Origin of the sequence: Nocardia gipuzkoensis (assembly GCF_021183645.1) — a bacterium.
Lineage (GTDB): Bacteria > Actinomycetota > Actinomycetes > Mycobacteriales > Mycobacteriaceae > Nocardia > Nocardia abscessus.
Genome location: NZ_CP089225.1, coordinates 3,755,631 through 3,781,013, shown reverse-complemented (window position 1 = coordinate 3,781,013; position 25,383 = coordinate 3,755,631). Strand labels below are relative to the sequence as shown.

The window sequence follows — 25,383 nt, the reverse complement described above, 5'->3', positions numbered from 1 at the left end:
GGTCAGGGATGGGGGGCTCAGTGGGGGCCGGTGTCGGCCAGTACCGCGGTGAGGACGTGGCCGATCCTGGCCAGCGCGGATTCGGAGGTCATCCGCCAGTGCGAGGCGTGCACCGCGTGGTTGTGCACGGTGCCGTCTACGGCGTCCGACCAGCTCGCGGCACCCGTGGCGCCGGTCGGATCGTCCAGCGCGGCGGTGAAGTACACGAGGTTGCCCTTGTACGGGCGCGGGCGGTATCGCCGGATCAGCTCCAGTGACCCGGCTCCCGCGCGCAGCACGCGATCGAGGCGGTCGGCGCCGAACGAGGCGAACGGTTCGGGCAGTTCCGCGATCCGGCGCGCGAGCCCGGGCAGGTCGAGTCCGGCGTCTTCCTCGTCGGCGGCTTCGCCGAGCACACCGCCGAGCAGGTCGGCGACCGGCAGCGGCGCGTTCGCGTCGGCGCCGCCACGCAGCGAGCTGTCCATCATGGCCAGTACCGCCACCCGCTGGCCCTGTTCCTGCAAGCGCACCGCGACGGCATGCGCGAGGACGCCGCCGAGCGACCAGCCCAGCAGGTGATACGGGCCTTCGGGCTGAACGGCGCGGATCTCGCGCACGTACTCGCGCGCCCAGTCGTCGATGGATTCCGGCAGGCGCGCGGCCGAGCCGAGCACCGGCGACTGGATGCCGTACACGTCCCGTTCCGGGTCCAGGTGCGCCGCCAGACCGGCGAACGACCACGCCACGCCGCTCGCCGGGTGGAAGCAGAACAGCGGTTCCCGAGCGCCCCCGGTGCGCAGCGGAAGCACGACGTCGAACGCGGCCGCCGCGTCGACCCGGCCGCGGCCGGTCCGGTGCTGCTCCAGCTGGGCGACCAGGCGGGCGGGCGTCGGCGCGGCGAACAGCCAGAGCACCGGGATCTGTTCGCCGAGCGCCGTGCTCAGGCGCGCGGCCAGCCGGGTGGCCAGCAGCGAGTTGCCGCCGCGTTCGAAGAAGCTGTCGTCCAGGCCGACCCGCTCGGCCGCGAGTACCTCGGCGAAGCCCGTGCACACGGCACGTTCCAAGTCGGTGCCGGGGGCGCGGAATTCCCGGCCGCGCAACTGCGGGCGCGGCAGCGCGGCCCGGTCGACCTTGCCGTTCGCGGTGAGCGGCAACGCCCGCACCTGCCGCAGCACCGCGGGCACCATGTAGCTCGGCAAGACCTCCGCCAGCGCGGCGCGCAGCGCGCCCGGGTCCAGCGGCCGCACGGCGGTGAAATAGCCGGCCAGCACGGCATTCGCGTCGTCGGTGTCGTAAGCGAGGACGATCGCCTCGCCGATCTCCGGCCGCGAGAGCAGGGCGTGCTCGATCTCGGCGAGTTCGATGCGGTAGCCGCGCACCTTCACCTGGAAGTCGCGCCGCTCGACGTACTCCAGGTTGCCCTCCGCGCCCCAGCGCACCATGTCGCCGGTGCGATACAGGCGTGCGCCCGCGGGACCGAACGGGTCGGCCACGAACCGCTCGGCGGTGAGCTCCGCCATGCCGTGGTAACCACGGGCCAGTTGCGCGCCGCCCAGGTAGAGCTCGCCGGTCACCCCGGCGGGCACGGGATGCAGGCGATCATCGAGCACATAGACCCGGGTGCCGGACTCGGGTGTGCCGATGGGCACCACCGCGTGCCGCGTGGCCGCGCCGGTGCGGAAGCGAGTCACCGAGACCGCGGTCTCGGTGGGGCCGTACAGGTTGTCGATCCTGGCCGTGGTGAGCGCCGCGGCCCGGCGCAGCGTCGCGGCGGGCAACGCCTCGCCGATGACGAGCAGCCTGCGCAGCGAGCGCGGCATGCGCCGTTCGCCGGACGATTCGGCCAGCATCGCCAGTAGCGACGGCACCAGGGTCAGCGTCGTCACCGAGGCGCGGCGCACCAGGTCGAGCACACCCACCGGGTCGCGTTGCGCGTTCCGCGGCGCGAGCACCAGCCGGGCGCCGGTGCGCAGCGCCCACCAGTACTCCCACACCGACAGGTCGAAGGCCGCCGAAGTCGACACCATCGCCGCGTCGTCCGGGCCGAGCCCGTATTCCGACTGCATCCAGTCCAGCTGGTGGGTCACCGCCGCGTGCGGCACCGCGACGCCCTTCGGCGCGCCGGTGGACCCGGAGGTGAAGACGACGTACGCGGTGTTCGCGGGCGTCAGGAGGGCGACCCGCTCGTCGTCGCGCACCGGCCCGTCGGCCACGGTCTCGGACACAGTCGAGATATCCAGCACCACACTGTGTTCCGACGCCGCCGCGGGCAGCATCGGTACCCGGGCCGAGGTGAGCACCAACTGCGGTGTGGCGGCGGCGAGCACACTCGCGGTGCGCTCCAGCGGATGGGCCGGGTCCAGCGGCACGTAGGCGCCACCGGCCGTCACCACCGCGTACATCGCGACGAGCAGGTCGAGACTGCGTGGAATGGCGAGCGCCACCAGCGCTTCCGGGCCGATCCCGCGTTCGATGAGCACCCTGGCCAGGCGGTTGACCCGCGCGCCGAACTCACGGTAGGTCACCGTTCGCGCGTCGTCGACGATCGCGATCGCCTCCGGCGTCCGGGCCACCTGCGCCTGGAAGGCGGTGAGCAGCGTGTCCGGGGCGAAGCGGCGATCGGCCTGATTCCAGGTGACCAGCATGCGCTCGGTCTCCGCCGGGTCCAGCAGCGCGAGATCGCCGACCGGCAGCCGTGGGTCGGCGCACACCGCGCCGAGCAGCCGTTGCAGGCGAGTGGCGAACCCGGCCACCGTGGACTCGTCGAACAGCGCGGTCGCGTAGGTGAGCGAGGCGGCCATGCCCGCGGGCGCCCCGTCGGAGGCATAGCGGTCGGTGACGACCAAGTGCAGATCGAACTGGGCGACCTCGGTGTCGAAATCCGCGGCCGTCGCGGTCAATCCGTCCAGGCCGAAGTCGGCCTCCGCCTGGTTGTGGAAGGAGAACCCGACCTGGAACAGCGGGTGGCGAGCGGTGGACCGCTCCGGGTTGAGCACCTCGACCAGGCGCTCGAACGGCACGTCGGCGTTGGCGAAGGCCGCGACATCGGCCGCGCGGACGCGGGCGAGCAGATCGGCGAATGCGTCGCCCGCGTCGACCCGGGCGCGCAGCACCAGCGTATTGACGAACATGCCGACCACGTCGTCGAGTTCGGCCGCGCCGCGCCCGGCGACCGGGGTGCCCACCGCGATGTCCGGGGTGCCGGACAGGCGGGCGAGCAGCACCGCGAACGCCGCGTGCAGCACCATGAACAGCGTCGCGCCGGACTCCCGGCCGATGCCGGTCAGCCGGGCGTGCACGTCGGGGGCGATCGCGAAGTCGACGTGCCTGCCACGCGTGGCGACGACGGCGGGGCGCGGGCGATCGGTGGGCAGGTTCAGCTGCGCGGGCAGATCGGCCAGCGTCTCGGTCCAGAACCGGATCTGCCGGGCCAGCAGCGAGCCGGGATCGTCCTCCGCGCCGAGCAATTCGCGCTGCCACACGCTGAAATCGGTGTACTGCACCGCAAGCGGCGGCCAGTCGGGTGCGACGCCGCGTCTGCGGGCGGCGTAGGCGAGCATCACGTCGCGGGCCAGCGGCGCCAGCGACGAGCCGTCGGCGGCGATGTGGTGCACGACCACCACCAGCACGTGTTCGGTGACCGGAGCGGTCGCGTCGCCGTCCATCGGGGCGAACAGCCGGGCGCGGACCGGGACGGTCTCGGTGACGTCGAAACCGCCGCCGACGAAATCGGCCACCGCGGCGCCGAGATCGTCGGCGCGGACGGCGACGGGCGCGAGCACGGGAGTGCTCGCCGCGGCGGGCAGCACCACTTGCATCGGTCCGGACGGGTGCTGCGGGTACACGGTGCGCAGCACGTCGTGGCGGGCGACGACGTCGCCGATCGCGGCGGCGAGCGCGGCCACGTCCAGGTCGCCGGTGAGCCGCACCGCCAGCGGAATGTTGTAGGCCGTGGACTGCCGATCGAGGCGGTTGAGGAACCACATGCGCTGCTGGGCGAGCGAGAGCGGCACCGGCCCGGTCACCGCGCGCCGGGTGAGCGCGGGACGTCCGGCCGCGCCGGAGGCGGTCGTCAGCACGCGGGCCAGGGCGGCGACCGACGGATGCTCGAACACCGCGCGAACGCCGACGGTGACCGCCAGCCGGTCACCGAGCCGGGCGGCCAGCTGGGTCGCGGTCAGCGAGTTGCCGCCCCGGGCGAAGAAGTCGTCGTCCAGGCCGACGCCGCCGTCGAGTCCGAGCACTTCCGCGACCGTGTGCGCCACCACCCGCTCGACCTCGGTGCGGGGCGCGCGGAACGGCGCGCCGCGAAGCCGGGGCTGCGGCAACGCGTTCCGATCCAGCTTGCCGACGGGTGTCAAGGGCAGTTCGCCGAGCGTCAGCACAACGCTGGGCACCATGTACGACGCGAGCGAGCGTGCGGCATGGGCCAGCAGGGCGACGGTATCGATGGTGTGGCCGGCCGCCGCGACCACGTAGGCCACGAGGGAGACCGCACCCGAGGCGTCGGTGTGGCCCACGGTGACGGCCGTCTCCACCGTTTCGTGCGCGGACAGCACGGTGTCGATCTCACCGAGTTCGATGCGCAGGCCGCGCAGCTTCACCTGGTGGTCGGAACGTCCGACGTAGTGCAGCGCGCCGGATCGGTTCCACCGCACCAGATCACCGGTCCGGTACAGCCGTCCCCCGGCGGGGCCGTAGGGGTCGGCGACGAATCGTGACGCCGAGAGCCCCGGCCGCGCGTGATAGCCCCGGGCGAGTCCGGGACCGCGCAGGTACAGCTCGCCGGTGACCCCGATCGGCACCGGACGCAACCGGCCGTCCAGCACCACCACGGACATGCCGTGGATCGGCGCGCCCAGATCGAGCGGGTCGCCGGGGCGCAGGGCCGCGCTGATGGTGGCGATGACGGTGGTCTCGGTGGGGCCGTAGGTGTTGTGGAAGGAGCGGCCCTCCGCCCAGCGGCGCACCGTGTCGGGGCCGTAGGACTCGCCGCCGACGGTGAGCTGCCGCAGACACCCCAGCTGGGCCGGGTCGAGGGTCGGCAGGACGGCCGGGGTGAGGAACGCGTGCGTCACCCGCTGGTCGCGGATGAGCGCGGTGAGCTCGGCGCCGCCGTAGACGCCGGGCGGTGCGATCACCAGCGTCGCACCCGCCGACAGCGCCAGCAGCAGTTCGAGCATGGACGCGTCGAAGCTGGGCGAGGCCACGTGCAGCACGCGCGCGTCCGCGGTGACCTGATACCGATCCCGCTGCGCGGCGGCCACTCCGGCGAGGCCGCCGTGGGTGGCGACCACGCCCTTGGGTGTTCCGGTGGAGCCGGAGGTGTAGATCATCCAGGCCGGATTCTCCAGCCGCACGGGACGGATCAGCTCGGCCGCGTCGACCACCTGCCCGCTGTTGCGGCGCATCCTGGCGGCGGTGGACGGCGCGTCGAGCACCAGCCAGTCGACCTCGCCGGGCAGCGCCGCGCGGCAGGTGGCGATCGTCAAGCCCAGCGCCGCACCGGAATCGGTGAGCATGTGCGCGATCCGCTCGGCCGGATAGGTCGGGTCCACCGGAACGAACGCCGCGCCCGTCTTGGCCACCGCCCACACCGCGACCATGGAGCTGATCGAGCGCGGCACCGCGATGGCCACCACGTCCTCCGCGCCGAGACCGTGCCCGATGAGCATGCGCGCCAGCCGCGAGGACTGCTCGTCGAGCATCCGGTAGGTCAGCCGCCGCTCGCCCGCGATCAGCGCCACCGCGTCCGGATCGACCGCGACCGCCGCGGCCATCAACTCGGCCAGGGTGCGGGGCGGCACCGGGGCGTCGCCGCGGCGGCCCAGCAGGTCGGCGCGTTCGGCGGGCGCCAGCAGGTCGGCTTCGGCGACGGGCCGGTCGGGTGCGGCGGTGAGCGCGCCGAGGAGCCTGCCGAAGCGGCGCAACAGCGCGCTCGCGGTAGCCGCGTCGAACAGATCCGTGGCGTAGTCCAGCTCCACCGCGAGGTGACCGTCGGCGTCCGGCTCGGCGGACACGGTGAACTGCAAGTCGAAACGGGCCACCCGCTCATCGAATTCGACCGCCGAGAGCTCGAGACCGGGCACGGTGAAGGCGTCGGGCCCGGTGCCCAGGTAGCTCAGGGCCACGGTGAACAGCGGATGCCGGGCCAGCGAGCGCTCGACGCCGAGTTCGTCGACCACCCGGTCGAACGGCACGCTCGCGTTCTCGAACGCCGCGAGGTCGACGGCCCTGGTCTGCGCGAGCAGATCGGCGAAGGAGCGATCCTGATCCGGCCGGGTGCGCAGCACCACGGTGTTGACGAACATGCCGACCAGGTCGTCCAGTGCCGCCGCGCCGCGCCCGGCCACCGGGGTGCCGATCGGGATGTCGCCGGAGCCCGTCACCCGGGCCAGCAGGACGACCAAGACGGCGTGCACCACCATGAACGGCGTCGCGTCGTGCCGTAGCGCGAGTTCGCGCACGCGCGCGGCGACGCCGCCGCCGATCCTGGCCCGCACGCTCGCGCCGCGCTTGCTCGCGACGGCCGGACGTGGGCGGTCGGTGGGCAGCTCGAGTTCACCGGGCAGGTCACGCAGTGTCTCGACCCAGAACGAAAGCCGCGCGGCGCCCGTGGTTTCCAGCTCGGCGGCCTGCCACAGGGCGTAGTCGGCGTACTGGGCCGCCTGCGCGGGCCAGGCCGGGTCCGTGCCGAGGACGCGGGAAAGGTAGGCGGCGAGCAGGTCGCGCAGCAGCGGGCCCATCGAATAGCCGTCCGCCGCGATGTGGTGCACCGCCGCGACCAGCACGTGCCGGGTGTCGTGCTCGCGCAGCAGCGCCGCGCGCACCGGTACTTCGGCGGTCACGTCGAAACCAGCGCCGAGGAATTCGGTGATCCGGTCGTCAGCCGCACGGCCGTTCAACGCTTCGACCGTCAAGCGTGCCCCGTCGTCCGGAGGCAGGATCACCTGGTGACCGGCGCCGGTCTTGTCGGCCGGATATATCGTGCGCAAACTCTCGTGCCGCGCCACGACGTCGGCGAACGCGGCGACCAGAGCGTCGGTGTCCAGTGCGCCTTCGATGCGCAGCGCGATCGGGATGTTGTGCGCGGGCGAAGCCGGATCGAGCCGGTTGAGCAGCCACATGCCGCGCTGGACCGGCGCCAGCGGAATCGTCACCGGGCGCGGGCCCGCCACCAGCGGAATTACCTGCTCACTCGCCGCTGCCTCGGCGGTGAGCAGTTCGGCCAGAGCCCGCACGGTCGGCGCCTCGAACAGCAGCCGCACCGGAACTCGGCGGCCGAGCCGGTCGCCGAGCCGGGCCAGCACCCGGGTGGCGCTGAGCGAGTTGCCACCCAGCGCGAAGAAATGGTCATCGACGCCGATCGGCCCGGCGCCGAGCACCGATTCGAAGGCGTCGGCCACCACCCGCTCGGCGGGTGCGACCGGGGCGCGGTAGGCGACGCGGTCGAAAACCGGTTCCGGCAACGCGTTCCGGTCCAGCTTGCCGGAGGCGTTGAGCGGGAAGGCATCCAGAGTGACCAGCGCCGACGGAAGCATGTAGGACGGCAGCGTGGCCGCGGCGGCGCGCAGCACCTCGGCCTCTGCCACCACGGCGCCCGGCTGGGCGGTGACGTAGCCGACCAAGTGGTCGTCGCCGGTGACGGTGGTGACCACCCGAGCGCACGCCTGCGCCACACCGGGGGCGGCCACGAGCGCGGCTTCGATCTCGCCCAGTTCGACCCGCTGGCCGCGCAATTTCACCTGGAAGTCGCTGCGGCCCAGGTACACCAGTTCGGCAGCGCCGCCGCCGGTCTCCCAGCGCACCAGATCGCCGGTGCGGTACATCCGCTCGCCGGGCGCGCCGAACGGGTTGGCCACGAAGCGGTCCGCGGTCAGGTCCGGCCTGCCGTGGTAGCCGCGCGCGAGCTGGACGCCCGCGAGGTACAGCTCGCCCGCGACGCCGGGAAGCGTCGGGCGCAGTCGCGAATCCAGCACGTAGACGCGGCTGTTCCAGGCCGGGTTGCCGATCGGCAGCACCGTGCGGTCGCCCTCGCCCGTGACGTCGCGGTGGGTGATGCTCACCGCGGCCTCGGTCGGGCCGTACAGGTTGTGCAGCCGTGCGGCGCTGACCGCGCCGAATGCCCGCACCGTGTCGGCGGGCAACGCCTCGCCGATCACGAACACCGTGTGCAGCGACTCGAGCGCGGCGCTCGCTCCGGCGGAGGCGACGTGCCCGGCGAAGACGCTCAGCATCGACGGCACGAAATCGGTGATCGTCACCTGTCTTTCGGCGATCACCCGGGTGAGATAGCCGGGATCGCGGTGACCGTCCGGGGCGGCCAGCACGAGCGTGGCGCCGACGCGCAGCGGCAGGAAGTAGCCCCACAGCGACACGTCGAACGTGGTGGCCGTCTTCTGCAGGTACACGTCGTCGGCGGTGAGGCCGTACCGCGACTGCATCCAGGTCATCTGGTTGACGATCGCGGCGTGCGAGACGCTGACGCCCTTGGGTTTTCCGGTGGAGCCGCTGGTGAAGATCACGTACGCGGGGCTGTCCGGGTGGATCGGCTCGGGACGCTCGTCGACCGCGATCGGGTCGTCGGAGTAGCCGTCCAGCGCGACGGCGTCGATCAGGACGGTGGGGACGTCGCCGAGGTCGATCCGATCCGCCGTCGTGGTGAGCACGGCCACGGGCGCGGCGGTGCCGAGAATGTGCGCGATGCGCTGCGCGGGGTGGTCCGGGTCGATCGGCACGTATGCGCCGCCGGCCTCGAGCACCGCGTACATCGCGATCACCAGCTCGGGTGAACGCCGGATCACCAGCGCCACCAGCGCTTCCGGGCCGACGCCCAGCGCGATGAGATGGCGGGCCAGCCGGTTGGCACGCCGGTCCAGCTCGCCGTAGGACAGGGTGACCGGCGGCGTCGCGCTGTCGGGGACGAACACCAGCGCCGGGTCGTCGGGCGTCGCGGCGGCCTGCGCCTCGAACTCGTCGAGCAGCAGTTCGTCGGCCAAGGCGGTGTGCGCGGAGTCGTTCCACTCGGTGACCACGCGACGCAGCTCGCCCGCGCCGAACAGATCGATGTCACCGACCACCTGTTCCGGGTCGGCGGTGACCACCGCGAGCAGGCGGGCGAAGCGCGCGCCGAAGGTCTCGACGGTCGCGGCGTCGAACAGGTCGGTGGCGTAGGTGAAGCGCAGCTCGTCGCCGGCGACGGTCAGCTGGAGATCGAAGGGGGTGGTCTCGTAGTCGAATTCGTGCTCGGTCACCGCCACTCCGGCCATGTCCAAGGTGACCGGCGCGAGATTCTGGAAGAACAGCGCGATCTGGAACAGCGGATGCCTGGCCTGCGACCGCGGCGGGTCGAGCACCTCGACCAGGCGCTCGAACGGCACGTCGGCGTGGGCGAAGGCGTCGAGGTCGTGCTCGCGCACCCGGCGCAGCACGGCGGCGAAGGTGTCCGAGCCGGGCACCTGCGCGCGCAGCACCAGGGTGTTGACGAACATGCCGACCAGATCGTCGAGCGCCGCGTCACCCCGGCCCGCGACGGGCGCGCCGATCGCGATGTCGGCCGTGCCGGACAGCCGGGCCAGCAGGGTGGCCAGCGCGGCGTGCACGACCATGAACGGCGTGGCCTCGTAGCGCGCGGCCACGGTGGCGATTCCGGCGCGGACCTCGTCCGGCAGGACCACGGTGGCGCTCGCCGCGGCGTGGGAGGCGACCGCCGGACGCGGCCGGTCGGCCGGTAGGTCGAGCTGAGCGGGCAAAGCGCGCAGCGTCTCGCGCCAGTACGCCAGCTGACGCGCGGCCACCGAGTCCGGGGTGTCCTCCGTGCCGAGCACTTCGCGTTGCCAGAGCGCGTAGTCGGCGTACTGCAGGTCGAGTTCGGTCCAGACCGGCGCGGTGCGCGTCGCGCGGGCCGCGTACGCGGCGGCGAGATCGCGGGCCAGCGGGCCCATGGAGAACCCGTCGGCGGCGATGTGGTGCACCACCAGGGCCACCAGGTGATCGCGGTCGGACCGGGTGTCCAGGCCGACGCGCAGCGGCACGTCGGCGGTCAGGTCGAACGGGGCGGCGACGAACTCGCGCAGGGCGCCCGCCGCGTCCAAGCGCTGGATCGCGGGCACCTTGGTGGGGTCGAGGACGCGCTGGTAGCCGATGCCATCGATATCGGGGTAGACGGTGCGCAGCGTTTCGTGCCTGCCGACCACGTCGGCGACGGCGGCGGCCAGGGTGTCCGAGTCGAGGTAGCCGGTGAGGCGTACCACCACCGCGAGGTTGTGCACGGTCTCGGTGGGGTCGAAGCGGTTGAGGAACCACATGCGCTGCTGCGCGGGCGAGAGCGGAATGCGCTCGGGTCGCGGCCGGGGCGCGAGCGCGGGCCTGCCGCCGCGGCCCGCGAGGCGTTCGGCGCGCGCGGCCAGGGCGGACACGGTAGGCGCCTCGAACAGCAGGCGCACCGGGATCTCCGCGTCCAGCTCGGCCCCCAGCCGGGCGGCGACCTGGGTCGCGATCAGCGAATTGCCGCCGAGGGCGAAGAAATCGTCGTCCACCCCGACGCGCTGCACACCGAGCAGGCTCGCCACGATCCGCGCGACGGTCGCCTCCTCGCGCGTGGCCGGAGCCCGGTAGCCCACGGTCGTGAACTCCGGCGCGGGCAGCGCCGCGCGGTCCACCTTGCCGGAGGCGTTGACCGGGAGCCGTTCCAGCACGACGAACGAGGTGGGCACCATGTACGCGGGCAGGGCGGCGCCCAGCGCGGCGCGCACCGCCCCGGTGTCGAGCACGGGACGGCCCGAGGCAACCAGGTAGGCCACGAGCTGATCGCCCAGCCGCTCGTCGGAACGGACCAGAACCACCGCCTGCGCGACCGCGTCCAGCGCCAGCAGCGCCGACTCGATCTCACCCGGCTCGATGCGCAGGCCGCGCAGCTTCACCTGGAAGTCCGTGCGCCCCAGATACTCCAGCTCGCCGTCGCCGCGCCACGCCACGAGATCGCCGGTGCGGTACATCCGCGCCCCGGCCGGACCGAACGGATCGGCCACGAACCGGTCCGCGGTCAGCTCCGGTCGCGCCACGTAACCCCGGGCCAGCTGCGCGCCCGCCAGGTACAGTTCACCCGGCACGCCGACCGGCACCGGCCGCATCCGGGCGTCCAGCACCAGCAGGCGAGTGTTGGCCACCGGTCTTCCGATCGGCACGGACACCAGGTCCGTATCGGTCACCTCATGACAGGTGACGTCGACAGCGGCCTCCGTGGGGCCGTACAGGTTGTGCACCCGCGCTCCGATCACCTCTCGCGCCCGCTGCGCGGCAACCGCGGGCAATGCCTCGCCCGACGCGAAGACGTTGCGCAGCGTAATGCACTCTCCCGAGCGTGGGTCTGCCAGGAAAACCCCCAGCATGGCCGGGACGAAGTGCACCGTCGTGACGCGCTGCTCGATGATCAGCCGAGCCAGATAGCCCGGGTCGCGATGGCCATCTGGACGTGCGACCACCAGCCGCGCACCGAAAGCCAAGGGCCAGAAAAACTCCCAGACGGAAACATCGAAGGTGGCGGGGGTCTTCTGCAGCACCACGTCGTCCGTGGCCAGCGGATAGGCCGACTGCATCCATGTGAGGCGATTCACGATCGCCGTGTGGGTGACCGCCACGCCTTTCGGGCGGCCCGTTGAGCCCGAGGTGAAGATCACATACGCGGTGTGGCCCGGCCCCGGCGTACCGAGCCGGTCCGGCGTGGTCAGTGGATCGCCGGAGTAGCCGGTGAGATCGAGCCGGTCGATCCGTACCTGCCGCGCGGCGCCCGCGTCCAGGTCGAGGCCCGAGGTGAGCACGCACACCGGCCGGGCGGTCGCCAGCACGTATTCCAGCCGCTCGGCGGGGTGGTCGGGGTCGAGCGGGACATACGCGCCGCCGGCCAGGGTGACCGCGTAGATGCCGACCACCAGGTCCAGCGAGCGGCGCATGCCGAGCGCGACCGGCGCGACCGGGCCGACGCCCTGTCCGGCCAGCCAGCGTGCGAGGCGCCGGGCGCGTCCCGCGAACTCGGCATAGGTCAGCGTGCGACCCTCCACGGTGACCGCGGGCGCGTCCGGGGTCCTGGCCACCTGTGCCTCGAACAGCGAGATCAGCGTGGCCGCGGGGTCGACCGGGGCGGCGGTGTCGTTCCACCGGTCCAGCACGAGCGCCCGCTCCGCGTCGTCCAGCAGCTCGAGATCGCCGACGCGCACCGACGGGTCGGCCACCACGCCGCGCAGCACGCGCACGAACCGGGTCCCGAACGTGGCGACGGTGTCGCGGTCGAACAGGTCCGTGGCATACCGCAGCACGCCGCGCAGCGCGGCTCCGGCGTCGGTGCGGTGCTCGGCCAGCTCCACGGCCAGGTCGACCTGCGCGACGCCGTTGTCCAGCGGATAGGCCGACACCGTGAGGCCGGGCAGCCGCAACACGGTGTCGTCGTGGTGCTCGAAGGTGAGCAGGGTCTGCACGATCGGCGCGTGCGCCTGCGAACGAACCGGGTTCAGCTCCTCCACCAGGCGCTCGAACGGCAGGTCGGCGCGCGCGAAGGCCCGCACGTCGACCTCGCGCACGCGGGCGAGCAACTGGGCGAAGGACGCGTCCGCCGCGACCGGGGTGCGCAGCACGAGAGTGTTGACGAACATGCCGACCAAGTCGTCCAGCGCTTGCTCGCCGCGTCCGGCGACGGGCGTGCCGACGGCGACGTCGTCCACTCCGGCGAGCCGGGCGAGCAGCGTGGCGTAGGCCGCGTGCAGCACCATGAACGTCGAGACCCCGTGCCGCCGCGCGAGACCGGCGATCGCCGCGGTGAGGTCGGCGGGGATCGCGAATTCGACGGTAGCGCCCCGGCCGGAGGCCACCGGCGGGCGCGGGCGATCGGCGGGCAGCTCCAGCACCGGGGCCAGTCCGGCGAGTTCGGCCCGCCAGTACGCGATCTGGCCGGACAGCACCGAATCCGGGTCGTCCGCCGAGCCGAGCGCCGCGCGCTGCCAGAGGGTGAAATCCGGGTACTGCACGGGCAGCGGACGCCACGCGGGCTCCTCCCCCGCGACGCGCGCGGAGTAGGCCGTCATCAGGTCGCGGGCCAGCGGGGCGGTGGAGACGCCGTCGGCGGCGATGTGGTGGACCACCACCGCGAGCACATGATCATCCGATTCGACGCGAAACAGCCTCGCCCGCACCGGAATACGGGTGCGCAGGTCGAAACTCCCGCCGGTCCACGCCAGCACCGCGTCGCGCAGGTCCGGCTCGGTCACCTCGATCGGGTGCAGCGGCAGCTCGGGCAGGTCGGTCTCGGCGAGAACCACCTGGACTGGTCCCTCGGCATCCGCGGGAAAGACGGTGCGCAGGGACTCGTGCCGACCGATCACGTCGCGTACCGCGGCCCGCAACGCCGCCACGTCCAACGCGCCGGTGAGCCGGATGGTGATCGGGATGTGATAGACCGCCGAATCCGGATCGAGCCGGTGCAGCAGCCACATCCGGGTCTGCGCCAGCGACAACGGTATCCGTGCGGGCCGCTCGCCCGGGACGAGCGCGGGCCGGTCCGCGTCCGGTCGCTCCGACCGGGCCACCCGCAGTGCGAGCCCCGCCACGGTCGGCGCCTCGAACACCTCGCGCACGGTCAGCGCGCAGCCGAAGGCGGCGTTCGCCCTGGCGACCAGCCGCATGGCCAGCAGCGAATTGCCGCCGCGGGCGAAGAAATCGTCGTCCGCGCCGATGCGCGCCGTGCCGGTCAGGTCGGCGACCAGAGTGGCGAGCACCGCTTCGGTCCCCTCCCGGGGCGGGCGGAACTCCGCTGCCGCGCCGGTGAATTCGACGGCGGGCAGCGCCGAGCGGTCGAGCTTGCCCACGGTGGTCAACGGCATCTCCCCGAGCACGACGACGTGGGCGGGGACCATGTAGGCGGGCAGCTGAGCGCGCACCGCGTCGAGCACCGCCTCGGGGGCGATGGCCGCGCCGGTGACGTAGCCGACCAGGCATTGCCGCCCCGTGCTGTCGCGAGCCACCAGCACCGCCGCGTTGCGCACTCCGGGCGCGGCGGCGAGCACGGCCTCGATCTCGCCCAGTTCGATCCGCTGACCGCGCAGCTTGACCTGGAAATCGTTGCGGCCCAGATACACCAGATCGCCGTCGCGGTTCCAGCGCACCAGGTCACCGGTCCGGTACATCATGCGGCCCGGCACGCCGAACGGGTCGGCGACGAATCGCTCGGCGGTCAGTCCGGGACGGGCGTGATAGCCGCGCGCCAGCTGGTCGCCCGCGAGGTACAACTCCCCCGTGACGCCGATCGGCACCGGACGCAACCGCGCGTCCAGCACATAGGCCCTGGTGTTCCAGCACGGGCGGCCGATCGCCACGTCCCGGCCGTCGGCGTCGGCGTCGGTGAACTCGTGATAGATCGCCGAGATCGCCGCCTCGGTCGGACCGTAGGCATTGTGCACCGCGCCGTCGAAGCTGCCGCGCAGCGCGGCGAGCAGCTCCGGGGTGAGCGCCTCACCCCCGCAGTGCAGGTGCCGGAACGACCGCAGCGCGTCGCCCATGCCCTCACCGATCAGCGCGGCCAGTACCGACGGCACGTACTCGGCGATGGTGATCCGGTGTTCGCGCAGCAGATCCGCGAAATAGGTGAGGTCGAGGTGCCCGCCGGGCCGGGCGATCACCAGCGGCGCGCCGACGGCGATCGGCAGGAAACATTCCCACACCGACACGTCGAAGGTCAGCGGGGCCCGTTGCAGGATGCGGTCGGCCGCGGTGACCTCGTAGCGGTGCTCCAGCCAGCGCAGCTGGTTCATGATCGCCCGGTGGGTCACCGCCACGCCCTTCGGCGTGCCCGTGGAACCGGAGGTGAACAGCACATAGGCGGTGTTGTCCGCACGCAGGGCGGCGACCCGCTCGGCATCGTCGACCGGGCCGTCGGGGACGCCGTCGATGTCGAGATCGGCGAGGTCGAGCACGGGCACGCCGTCCAGGGCGGAGAGCGCCGCGCCACCCACGGTGAGCACCAGCCGCGGCGCGGCGCTCGCGACGATCTGCGCCAGGCGCTCTGCTGGATGCGCCGGGTCGATCGGCAGATACGCGCCACCCGCCCGCACGATCGCGTACATCGCCACGAGCATGTCGATCGAGCGCCACGCGGCCAGTCCGACGATGTCCTCCGGGCCTACACCCGCCTCGATCAGCCTGCGAGCCAGCCGGTTCACCCGGGACGCGAACTCGGCGTAGGTCACCGCCGTGTCCTCGTAGCGCACGCCGATCGCGTCGGGCGTGGCGGCCACGCGGGCGGTGAGCAGGTCGTCCAGGGTTTCGGCGGGCAGGGCGTGGGCGGTGGCATTGCGGTCCGACAGCAGCATGCCGCGCTCGGCCACCGACATCAGCTCGACCGCGCCGACCCGGGTGCGGGCGTCGCGCACCATGGCGCGCAGCACGCGTTCGAAGGCGGCGAGGAACCCGGCGGCAGTCGGTTCGTCGAACAGGTCGAGCGCGTAGTGCAGGTGCACGTCGATGCCGTCCGGCGCACCGTCGGCGGTGTAGCGGTCGGTCAGTGTCCAGTCCAGGTCGAGCTGGATCGGCGCGGCGTCCACCTCGAGCGCGGCGATGGCCAGCCGGTGCAGCCGGAACTCCGGTGCGGCCTGGTTCTGCAAGGTCAGCGCGACCTGGTACAGCGGGGCGTGCGCCTGCGAGCGGACCGGGTTCACGACCTCGACCAACTGCTCGAACGGCACCGCGGCGTGGTCGAAGGCGGCCAGGTCGGCCGCGCGCACCGACGCCAGCAGTTCGGCGAGGGTCGCGTCCGGGCGGACCTCGGTGCGCAGCACCAGCGTGTTGACGAACATGCCGACGAGTTCGTCCAACGCTTCGGCGCCCCGTCCGGCGACCGGCGCGCCGATCACGACGTCCGAGCAGGCGCCGTAGCGGCTGAGCAACACCGCCAGCGCGGTGTGCAGCACCATGAACGGGGTCGCCCGGTGCGCAGCGGCGAGGACCTGGATCTGCTCGTGCAAGTCTGCGTCGAGCCGCGCGGTCGACGCGCCGCCCCGGTTGGTGGCGACCGCGGGGCGGGGCCGATCGGACGGGAGCGTCAGCACCTCGGGCAGCCCCGCCAGCCGATCGGTCCAGTACGCCAGCTGGCGGGACAGGACCGAGGCCGGGTCGTCGGCGGAGCCGAGTGCGGCACGCTGCCAGAGGGCGAAGTCGGCGTACTGCACCCGCGGCGGCCCGGAGGCCGGTGCGATGCCGGCGCACCGCGCGACGTAAGCGTTGGCCAGGTCCCGGGTCAGCGGTGCGAAAGACCAACCGTCGGCGGCGATGTGGTGCACGACGAACAGCAGCACGTGGACCTGTTGCCCGCCCGGCCCCCACTCGTCCTCGACGCGCAGCAGACGAACGCGCAGCGGCACCTCGGCGGTCACGTCGAACCCGGCGCGCGCCGCGGCGGCGACGAGCTCGGGCACCTGCGCCGCCGGAACCGGCCGCGCGACCAGCTCGACCAGTTTCGTCCCGGCGGGGAGCACCACCTGCGTCGCGCCGCCGTCGTGTTCGGGATAGATCGTGCGCAGTGTCTCGTGCCTGGCGATCACATCGGCGATCGCCGCCGCCAGGGCGGGCACGTTCAACGCCCCGGTGAGACGCAGTGCGAACGGGATGTTGTACGCGCCGGTTGTGGTGTCGAACCGATTCAGGAACCACATGCGCTGCTGGGCGATCGACAGCGGGATCGACCCGCTGCGCTCCTGCGGCGTCAGCGGCGGCAGCGGAACGGGGGCGTCATCGACCGGGCCGTCGACGGTGATCCGCCGCGCCAGCGCGCGCACCGTGGACGCGTCGAAGATCGTGCGCACCGCCACCTCGGCGCCGGTGGCCCGGCCCAGTCGCGCGGCGAGCTGGGTGGCGCTGAGCGAGTTGCCCCCCAGGGCGAAGAAATCGTCTTCGGCGCCCACGTCGGTCACTCCGAGCAGGGTCGAGAACGTGTCGGCGACAAGCGTTTCCGCTTCACCACTGGGCGCCTGGAACACCGCGGGCGCGAGCGCGGGGGCGGGCAGTGCCGTGCGGTCCAGCTTTCCCGACGCGTTCACCGGGAACCGTTCGAGCACCACGAACGCCTGCGGCACCAGGTAGCCCGGCAGCCGCTCGGACAGCGCGTCACGCACCGCCGTGATCTCGATCGGCCCGTCCGTCACCAGGTAGGCGACGAGTCGCTCTCCGGTGCCGCGGTCGTCGCGTACCAGGACGGCGGCCTGCGTGACGCCGCGCGTCGCGAGCAGGGCCGATTCGATCTCGCCGAGCTCGACGCGCAGGCCGCGGATCTTCACCTGGAAGTCGGTGCGGCCGAGGAACTCCAGCTCGCCCGCGGCGGTCCACTTCACCAGGTCACCGGTGCGGTACATCCGTTCGCCGGGTGGGCCGAACGGGTCGGCGACGAACCGGTCGCCGGTCAGGTCGGGGCGGCCCAGGTAGCCGCGCGCCAGTTGGACGCCCGCGAGATACAGCTCACCGGGCACCCCGACGGGCACCGGACGCAACCGCGCGTCGAGCACGTAGGTCCGGGTGTTCCAGATCGGCTTGCCCATCGGCACGGTCTCGAAATCGGTGTCGCACACCTGGTGGAAGGTGACCTCCACCGCGGCCTCGGTCGGGCCGTAGCCGTTGTGCACCCGTGCGCCGGTGCGTGCACGCATCCGCTGGGCGACACCGACCGGCAGCGCCTCGCCGGAGCAGAACACTTCGCGCAGCGTCGGCACGTCGAGCGCCTCGTCGGCGAAGACGGCCAGCATGGACGGCACGAAGTGCGCTGCCGTGACCCCCTCGGTCCGGATGAGCCGGGCCAGGTAGGCCGGGTCACGGTGGCCGTCCGGCCGGGCCAGCACCATGCGGGCGCCGACCTGTAAGGGCCAGAAGAACTCCGGCACCGAGACATCGAAGGTGGCGGGCGTCTTCTGCAGCAGGACATCGCCGGGACCGAGCCCGACGTACGCGGACTGCATCCAGCGCAGCCGGTTCACGATGCCGCGGTGACTCATCGCCACGCCCTTCGGCCTGCCCGTGGAACCGGAGGTGAACAGCACGTACGCGGTATTCGACGGCCGCAGTGGCGCGCGCCGGTCGGCGTCGGTGAGCGGACGGTCCGAGTAGGCGGACAGGTCGAGCCGATCGATCCGCGTCTCGGCGAGACCGCAGTGCAGGTCCGCGCCCGCGGTGAGCACGCACACGGGCGCGGCCGCGGCGAGGATGTGCGCGGTGCGCTCGGCGGGGTGGTCGGGGTCGAGCGGCAGGTAGCCGCCGCCCGCCACGGTGACGGCGTACATGCCGACCACCAAGTCGACCGAGCGGCGCATGCCCAGCGCCACCAGCGATTCCGGGCCGACGCCCTGTTCGACGAGCCAGCGTGCCAGCCGGTTTACCCGACCGGCGAACTCGCAATATGTGAGCGTCGCGTAGCGACTCGTTGGGGGGTGGTGGTCGGGCGACGGGTGGGCGAGCGTCGCGTAGCGACTCGTTGGGGGGTGGTGGCCGGGCAACGGGTGGACCGGCGCAGGCCCCTCGAAGGTGACCGCGGGCGCGTCCGGGGTGCGCGCGGCCTGGGCCGCGAACAGCGAGGCGAGCGTGTCCGATGCGGGCACCGGCTGCTCGGTGGCATTCCATTCCCGCAGGACCAGGTGACGTTCGGGGTCCGACAGCAGTTCGATGTCACCGATGCGCGTGCTGGGATCGACCGCGACGGCGACGAGCAGCCGCCGGAACCGGGCGACGTAGGACTCCGCGGTCGCGGCGTCGAACAGATCGGTCGCGTAGCGCAGGGTGCCGGACAGTTCCGCCGATCCGGCCCGCTCCTGCACGACCAGGTGCAGGTCGAATTTCGCTCCGGTATCGGGGATCTCGACCGGGCGCACCGACAGCCACGGCACTTGCACGGCCTTCCCGTCCAAGGCGGGCATCGCGGCCTCGAAGCTGAACATCACCTGGAACAGCGGGTGCGCGCCGGCGGAACGGTCCACCGCCATGGCGTCCACCAAGCGCTCGAACGGCAGGTCGGCGTTGGCGAACGCGGCCGAGTCGCCCTCGCGCACGTCCGCCAGCAGCGCGGCGAACGCCGCGTCGCCGGAGACCCGGGTGCGCAGCGCGAGAGTGTTGACGAACATGCCGACGAGCGCGTCCAGCGCCCGTTCCCCGCGCCCGCCGACCGGCGTGCCGATCACGATGTCGGCGCTGCCGCTCAACCGGGCCAGCGTGGCGGCGAACGCCGCGTGCAGCGTCATGAACAGCGTCGCGCCGCTGCGCCTGGCCAGCGCCCGCAGGCCCGCGGCCACCTCGGGCTGGATGACGAAATCGACGGCGGCTCCCTCGTGGGAGGGCACGGCGGGCCGCGGCCGGTCGGCCGGTAGCGGCAGTTGCGCCGGCGCGCCGTCGAGGACGTCGCGCCAGAAACGCAGCTGCTGGTAGGCCAGGTCGCCGGGGACGTCCTCGGCGCCGAGCAGTTCCCGGTGCCACAGGCTGTAGTCGGCGTACTGCACGGGCAGCGCCGCCCAGTCCGGGCGTCTGCTGGTCAGGCGCGCGAGGTAGGCCCGGACCAGATCGGTGACCAGCGGAACCATCGACAACGCGTCGGCGGCGATGTGATGCACGACGAAGACCAGCACGTATTCGTCACCGGTGACGCCGCGCGCCTCGTCCACCCGGTCGACGGCCAGCAGGGCGACCCGGCACGGCAACTCGGCGGTGACGTCGAACCCCGCGCGGACGATCCCGGCCACGGCCTCCCGGACTCCGCGACGGTCGATCGGCACCGGATGCAGGCTCAGGCCGATGTCGGCGGCATCGAGCACCGATTGGTAGGGGCCGCTGTCGGTTTCGGGGAAGGTGGTGCGGAGCGTCTCGTGCCGGGCCAGCACGTCGAGCACGGCGCGCTCCAGCGCGGTGACGTCGAGGCGGCCGGTCAGCCGCAGCACGATCGGCAGGTTGTAGACGCTGTCGGCGCCGTCCTGGCTCTCGATCCGGTTGAGGAACCACAGTCGCTGCTGCGCGGGCGACAGCGGCACCCGCTCGGGCCGGGCCCGGCGGACCAGCGGAAGCCGGGTCGACCCGGCGGCGCGGAGCCGCTCGACGGCGGCGGCGAAGCCCTCCACCGTGGGCGCGTCGAACAGCGCGCGCACCGGAACGCGCACGCCCGCGGCCTCGCCCGCGCGGGCGGTGACCTGGGTGGCGTCCAGCGAGCTGCCGCCGAGGGCGAAGAAGTCGTCGTCCAGTCCGACCCGCCGAACCCGCAGCGCCTCGGCGAACACCGCGGCGACCAGACGTTGCGCGGCGTGCACGGGCGGGCGGAAACGCTCTGCCGCGAGCACCGGGACCGGCAGTGCCGCGCGATCGAGCTTGCCGCTGGTGTTGACCGGGAATTCGGCCAGCCGGACGAGCACGGCCGGCACCATGTAAGCGGGAAGGCGCTGGGCTACAGACCGTTTCAGCCCGTCGAGATCCACTGTCGCGCCGGGCGCTTCGATCACGTAGCCCGCCAGGAACTCACCCGTCGGTCCGGTGACCAGCCGCACCGCGGCCTGGCTCACCTCGGCCGCCGCCAGCAGCGCGGTTTCGATCTCGGCCGGTTCGATGCGCTGTCCACGGAATTTCACCTGGAAGTCGGTGCGGCCCAGATAGATCAGCTCGCCGTCGCGGCTCCAGCGCACCAGGTCGCCGGTGCGGTACATGCGCGCGCCGGGCGGGCCGAACGGGTTCGCGACGAATCGATCGGCGGTGAGGTCGACGCGGCCGTGGTAGCCACGCGCCAGTTGCGCCCCCGCCAGGTACAGCTCGCCCGGCACGCCGATCGGCGCGGGCCGCAATCGCCCGTCGAGCACGTAGACCTGCGAATTCCATTCCGGCTCACCGATCGGCACCTGCGGCGTGTCCGTCTCGGTGACCGCGCGGTAGGTGATGGACACCGCCGCCTCGGTCGGACCGTAGAGGTTGTGCAGGTTCGCGTCGCACACCTGCCGGAACGCGGCGGCCGTCTCCGGCGGCAGCGCCTCACCGATGACGAACACCTCGCGCAGTGAGTCGAGTTCGCCCGCCTCCGCGTGCGCGGCGAAGGCCGCGAGCATCGACGGCACGAAGTCGGTGAGCGTGACGCGGTGGCGGGCGATGGTTTCGGCGAGGTAGCGCGGATCGCGGTGTCCCTCCGGCGCGGCCAGCAGCAGGGTGGCGCCGGCCCGCAGCGGCAGGAAGTATCCCCACAGCGAGACGTCGAAGGTGCTCGCGGTCTTCTGTAGGTAGACATCGCCGGTGCGCGGACGGTATTCGGCGTGCATCCAGGCCAGCTGATTGGCGATGGCCTGGTGGCTGACCGCCACGCCCTTCGGCTTGCCGGTCGACCCGGAGGTGAAGATCACGTAGGCCGGGTGCTGCGGGTGCAGCACACCGAGGCGTTCGCGGTCGCCGATCTTGCCGGACGCATACGCCGAGAGATCGACCTCGTCCAGGTGATACACCGGGACGGAAACCGTTGTCGCCGAGGCGAATCCGGCCGCACTGGTGGTCAGCACCGCATGCGGGCGCGCGGTGTCGAGAATGTGACCGACCCGCTCGGCCGGATGCGCCGGGTCCACCGGAACGTACGCCCCGCCCGCCCGCGCCACCGCGTACATGGCCACCACCAGGTCGGCCGAGCGCGGCAGCGCCAGCACGACCAGCGCTTCCGGGCCGACGCCGAGCCCGATGAGCATCCTGGCCAGCCGGTCGGCCCGGTCGGACAGTTCGGCGTAGCTGTACCGCTCGGTGTCGGTGACCAGCGCCAGGGCATCCGGGGTGCGGCGCACCTGCGCGTCGAAACCCTCGTGCAGGAAACGGTCGGGCACGCGGTGCCCGCTGGCGTTCCAGCTCGCGGTGACGTAGTCCAGCTCGCCCGCGTCGAGCAGCGGGATGTCCCCGACCGCCACGTCCGGGTCGCGCACCGCCGCGCGCAACAGCCGCACGAACTTCGCCGCGAACTCGCGCACGGTCGCGGCGTCGAACAGATCGGTGGCGTAGGTGAATTCGGCGCGATAGCCCGCCGCCGCGTCGGACATTGTGAGCTGGAGATCGAACTTCGCGAAACCGGGATCGAAGTCGACCAGGCCGGTGTCGAGGCCGGGCATGGCCAGCGCGATCGGCCCGATGTTCTGCATGAACAACGCGACCTGGAACAGCGGATGCCGAACGGCCGAACGGGCCGGGTTCAGCGCCTCCACCAGTTGCTCGAACGGGATGTCGGCGTGCGCGAATGCGCGCAGGTCGCGGTCGGCGACCTGCGCGAGGAGTTCGGCGAAACGGCGGGCGCCGTCGACTTCGGTGCGCAGCACGAGGGTGTTGACGAACATGCCGACCAGATCGTCGAGCGCCGCCTCGCCCCGGCCCGCGACGGGCGTGCCGATCGCGATGTCGGCGGTGCCCGACAGCCGCGCGAGCAGGGCCGCCAGCGCCGCGTGCAGCACCATGAACGGCGTCACGCGAACGCGCGCCGCGACCGCCTCGACGTCGGCGCGCAGAGCGGCATCGATGGCGAACTCGTGGGTCGCGCCCCGATACGAAGCCGTGGCCGGGCGTGGCCGATCGGCGGGCAGCTCGAGCTGCGCGGGCAATCCGGCCAATTCGGCACGCCAGAAGGCGAGTTGGCGTGCGGCCACCGAATCCGCGTCGGTCTCCGCGCCGAGCACCCGCTGCTGCCAGAGCGCGTAGTCCGCGTACTGCACGGTCAGCGGAGCCCACTGCGCCGCCCGGCCCTCGTGCCGCGCGGCGTACGCGGTGGCCAGGTCGCGCATCAGCGGACCGAGCGAGACGCCGTCGGCCGCGATGTGGTGCACGACGAGCACCAGCGTGTGGTCCTGCGGCCCGCAGCGCAGCAGGCGCACCCGCACGGGGATCTCCTCGGCGACGTCGAAGCCCTGGCTCGCCGCGCGGCGGATCGCCGCGAGCAGCCGGTCCTCCGGCACCTCGGCGGGTGTCAGGTCGAACACGGCGTGCACCCGCCGCACCGACTGCACGGGCCCGTCGGCGGTCTGCGGATATACGGTGCGCAGCACTTCGTGCCGGGCCACCAGATCGGTGATCGCCGCCGACAGCGCCGACACCTCCAGCGGGCCGCGCAGGCGCAGCGCCACCGGGATGTTGTCCACGGCGGCGGAGCCCAGGTCGCGGGCCTGCTCGGTGTCGGCGCCGAACCGGTTGAGGAACCACATGCGCCGCTGCGCGGGCGAGAGCGGAACGCGCTGCGGACGCGGACCCGCCGTCAGCGGTGGACGCGCTCCGGCAGGCCGCGCCCGCTCGGCCGATGCGGCCACCGCGGCGACAGTGGAGCGGGCGAAGAAATCACGCACGTCCACGGTCGCGCCGAGGGCCGTCGCGATCCGCGCGATAGCGCGGGTGGCGAGCAGCGAATTGCCGCCGAGCGCAAAGAAATCGTCGTCCGCGCCCACGCGCGCTACACCGAGCAGCTCGGCGAAGACAGCGGCGACCGCCGCCTGCGCCTCGTTCTGCGGCGCGCGATACGCCGGTGCGCCGGAACCGAATTCCGGTTCCGGCAACGCCCGCCGGTCCAGCTTGCCGCTGGCGTTCAGCGGCATCGCGTCCACTCGGACCAGCAGCGTCGGCACCATGTACTCGGGCAGCTCGCGCCGCACCGAATCCAGCACCTCGGCGGTATCGATCGGATCACCCACGATGTAGCCGACCAGATGCTCACCGCTCGCGTGCCGGTGCGCCACCACCGCCGCCTGGGACACCTGCCGGTGGCGCAGCAGCGCCGCCTCGACTTCGCCGAGTTCGATCCGCAGGCCGCGCACCTTCACTTGGAAATCGGTGCGGCCCAGGTATTCCAGTTCGTCCGGCCCGCCATCGGCGCCGGGCGCCCAGCGCACCAGGTCGCCGGTGCGGTACATCCGCTCCCCTGCCGGTCCCTCCGGGTTCGCCACGAATCGCTCGGCGGTGAGGCCGGGGCGGGCGAGGTAGCCGCGCGCCAGCTGCACGCCCGCCAGGTACAGCTCGCCGACGACGCCGCGCGCCACCGGACGCAGGCTGTCGTCGAGCACCAGCAGCTCGGTGTCGTCGGCGGCGACACCGATCGGCACCCGGGCAACGTCCGCGCCGGTCACCTCGTGCGCGGTCACGTCGACCGCGGCTTCGGTCGGACCGTACAGGTTGTGCAGGGTCGCCCCGCAGATGTCCCGGAAGGCCGCGGCGGTGGCGGCCGGGAGCGCCTCGCCGGAGGCGAAGACCAGCCGCAGCGAGTCCGCCGCGGCGGCCTGCGGCTCGGCGACGAACACCGCGAGCATCGACGGCACGAAATGCGCCACGGTGACACCGCGCTCCCGGATCACGCGGGCCAGGTAGGCCGGGTCGCGGTGGCCGTCCGGCGCCGCGACGACCAGCCGGGCCCCGATCTGTAACGGCCAGAAGAACTCCCACACCGACACGTCGAAGGTGCACGGCGTCTTCTGCAGCACCACGTCGTCGGCGCGCAGCCGGTACATGCGCTGCCGCCAGCGCAGATTCGCGACGATCGCGCGGTGCGACACGGCCACGCCCTTCGGCCGGCCGGTGGAGCCGGAGGTGAAGATCACGTAGGCGATGGCGTCGGCCGACCGGACGACCATGGGCGCGTCCGGGGTGGGCGAACCCGCGAATTCATCGATCCGCAGCGTCGGGACCGCAGGCCCGAATTCGGGCTCGTCGTGCGTGGTGGTCAGCACGATCACCGGTTCGGCGACCGACAGCACGTAGGCGATGCGATCCGCCGGATGGTCCGGGTCTATCGGCAGGTAGGCGCCGCCCGCCTTCAGGATCGCGTACATGCCGACCACCAGGTCGATCGAGCGCCGGACGGCCAAGCCCACCAGCGTGTCGGGCCGGACACCGAGTTCGATCAGGTGGCAGGCCAGCGCGTTGATCCGGCCGTCGAGTTCGGCGTAGGTCAGGGTGACGCCCGCGCAGTCGAGCGCGGTCGCGTCCGGGCTACGGCGCACCTGCTCCTCGAACTGGCTCACCAGCGTCTCGACCGGCGCGGCGGTGGCGGTCAGGACATCGTGCGCCGCGGACAGCGCGTCGTCGAGCAGCGCCGCCAAGACCGCGCCGAGCGCGCCGTCGCCGGATTCCAGCAGTGCGGGCAGACGGCCGGAGACCACCACCGGAACCAGCGCGTCCGCGCCCAGTCCCGCGCCCATGACCTCGGCCAGCGCCGCGAGTTCCGCGGCCAGCGCCGCGTAGGTGACGGTGTGTTCCCCGTGGCGCAGCGCCACCCGCTGCGGCTCCCGTCCGGCGACGGTGGCGATCAGGCCGGGCAGATCGTCGATGCCGTAGGCGCGGCGCACAGCCTCTGCGTGGGTCATCAGCGGTTTCCTTCCGAATCGACAGCCGACCCCGAGTCGGCGAGCAGCGCCT

General features: G+C 72.7%; 1 protein-coding gene. It reads right to left on the bottom strand.

Translation table 11 applies throughout. The annotated features are described in order from the left end of the window. Window positions 1–17 precede the first annotated feature (17 nt). Complete coding sequence (locus LTT66_RS16835; protein WP_233068595.1) at window positions 18–25,331, bottom strand: non-ribosomal peptide synthetase; 25,314 nt, start codon at window positions 25,329–25,331, stop codon at window positions 18–20. Window positions 25,332–25,383 lie beyond the last annotated feature (52 nt).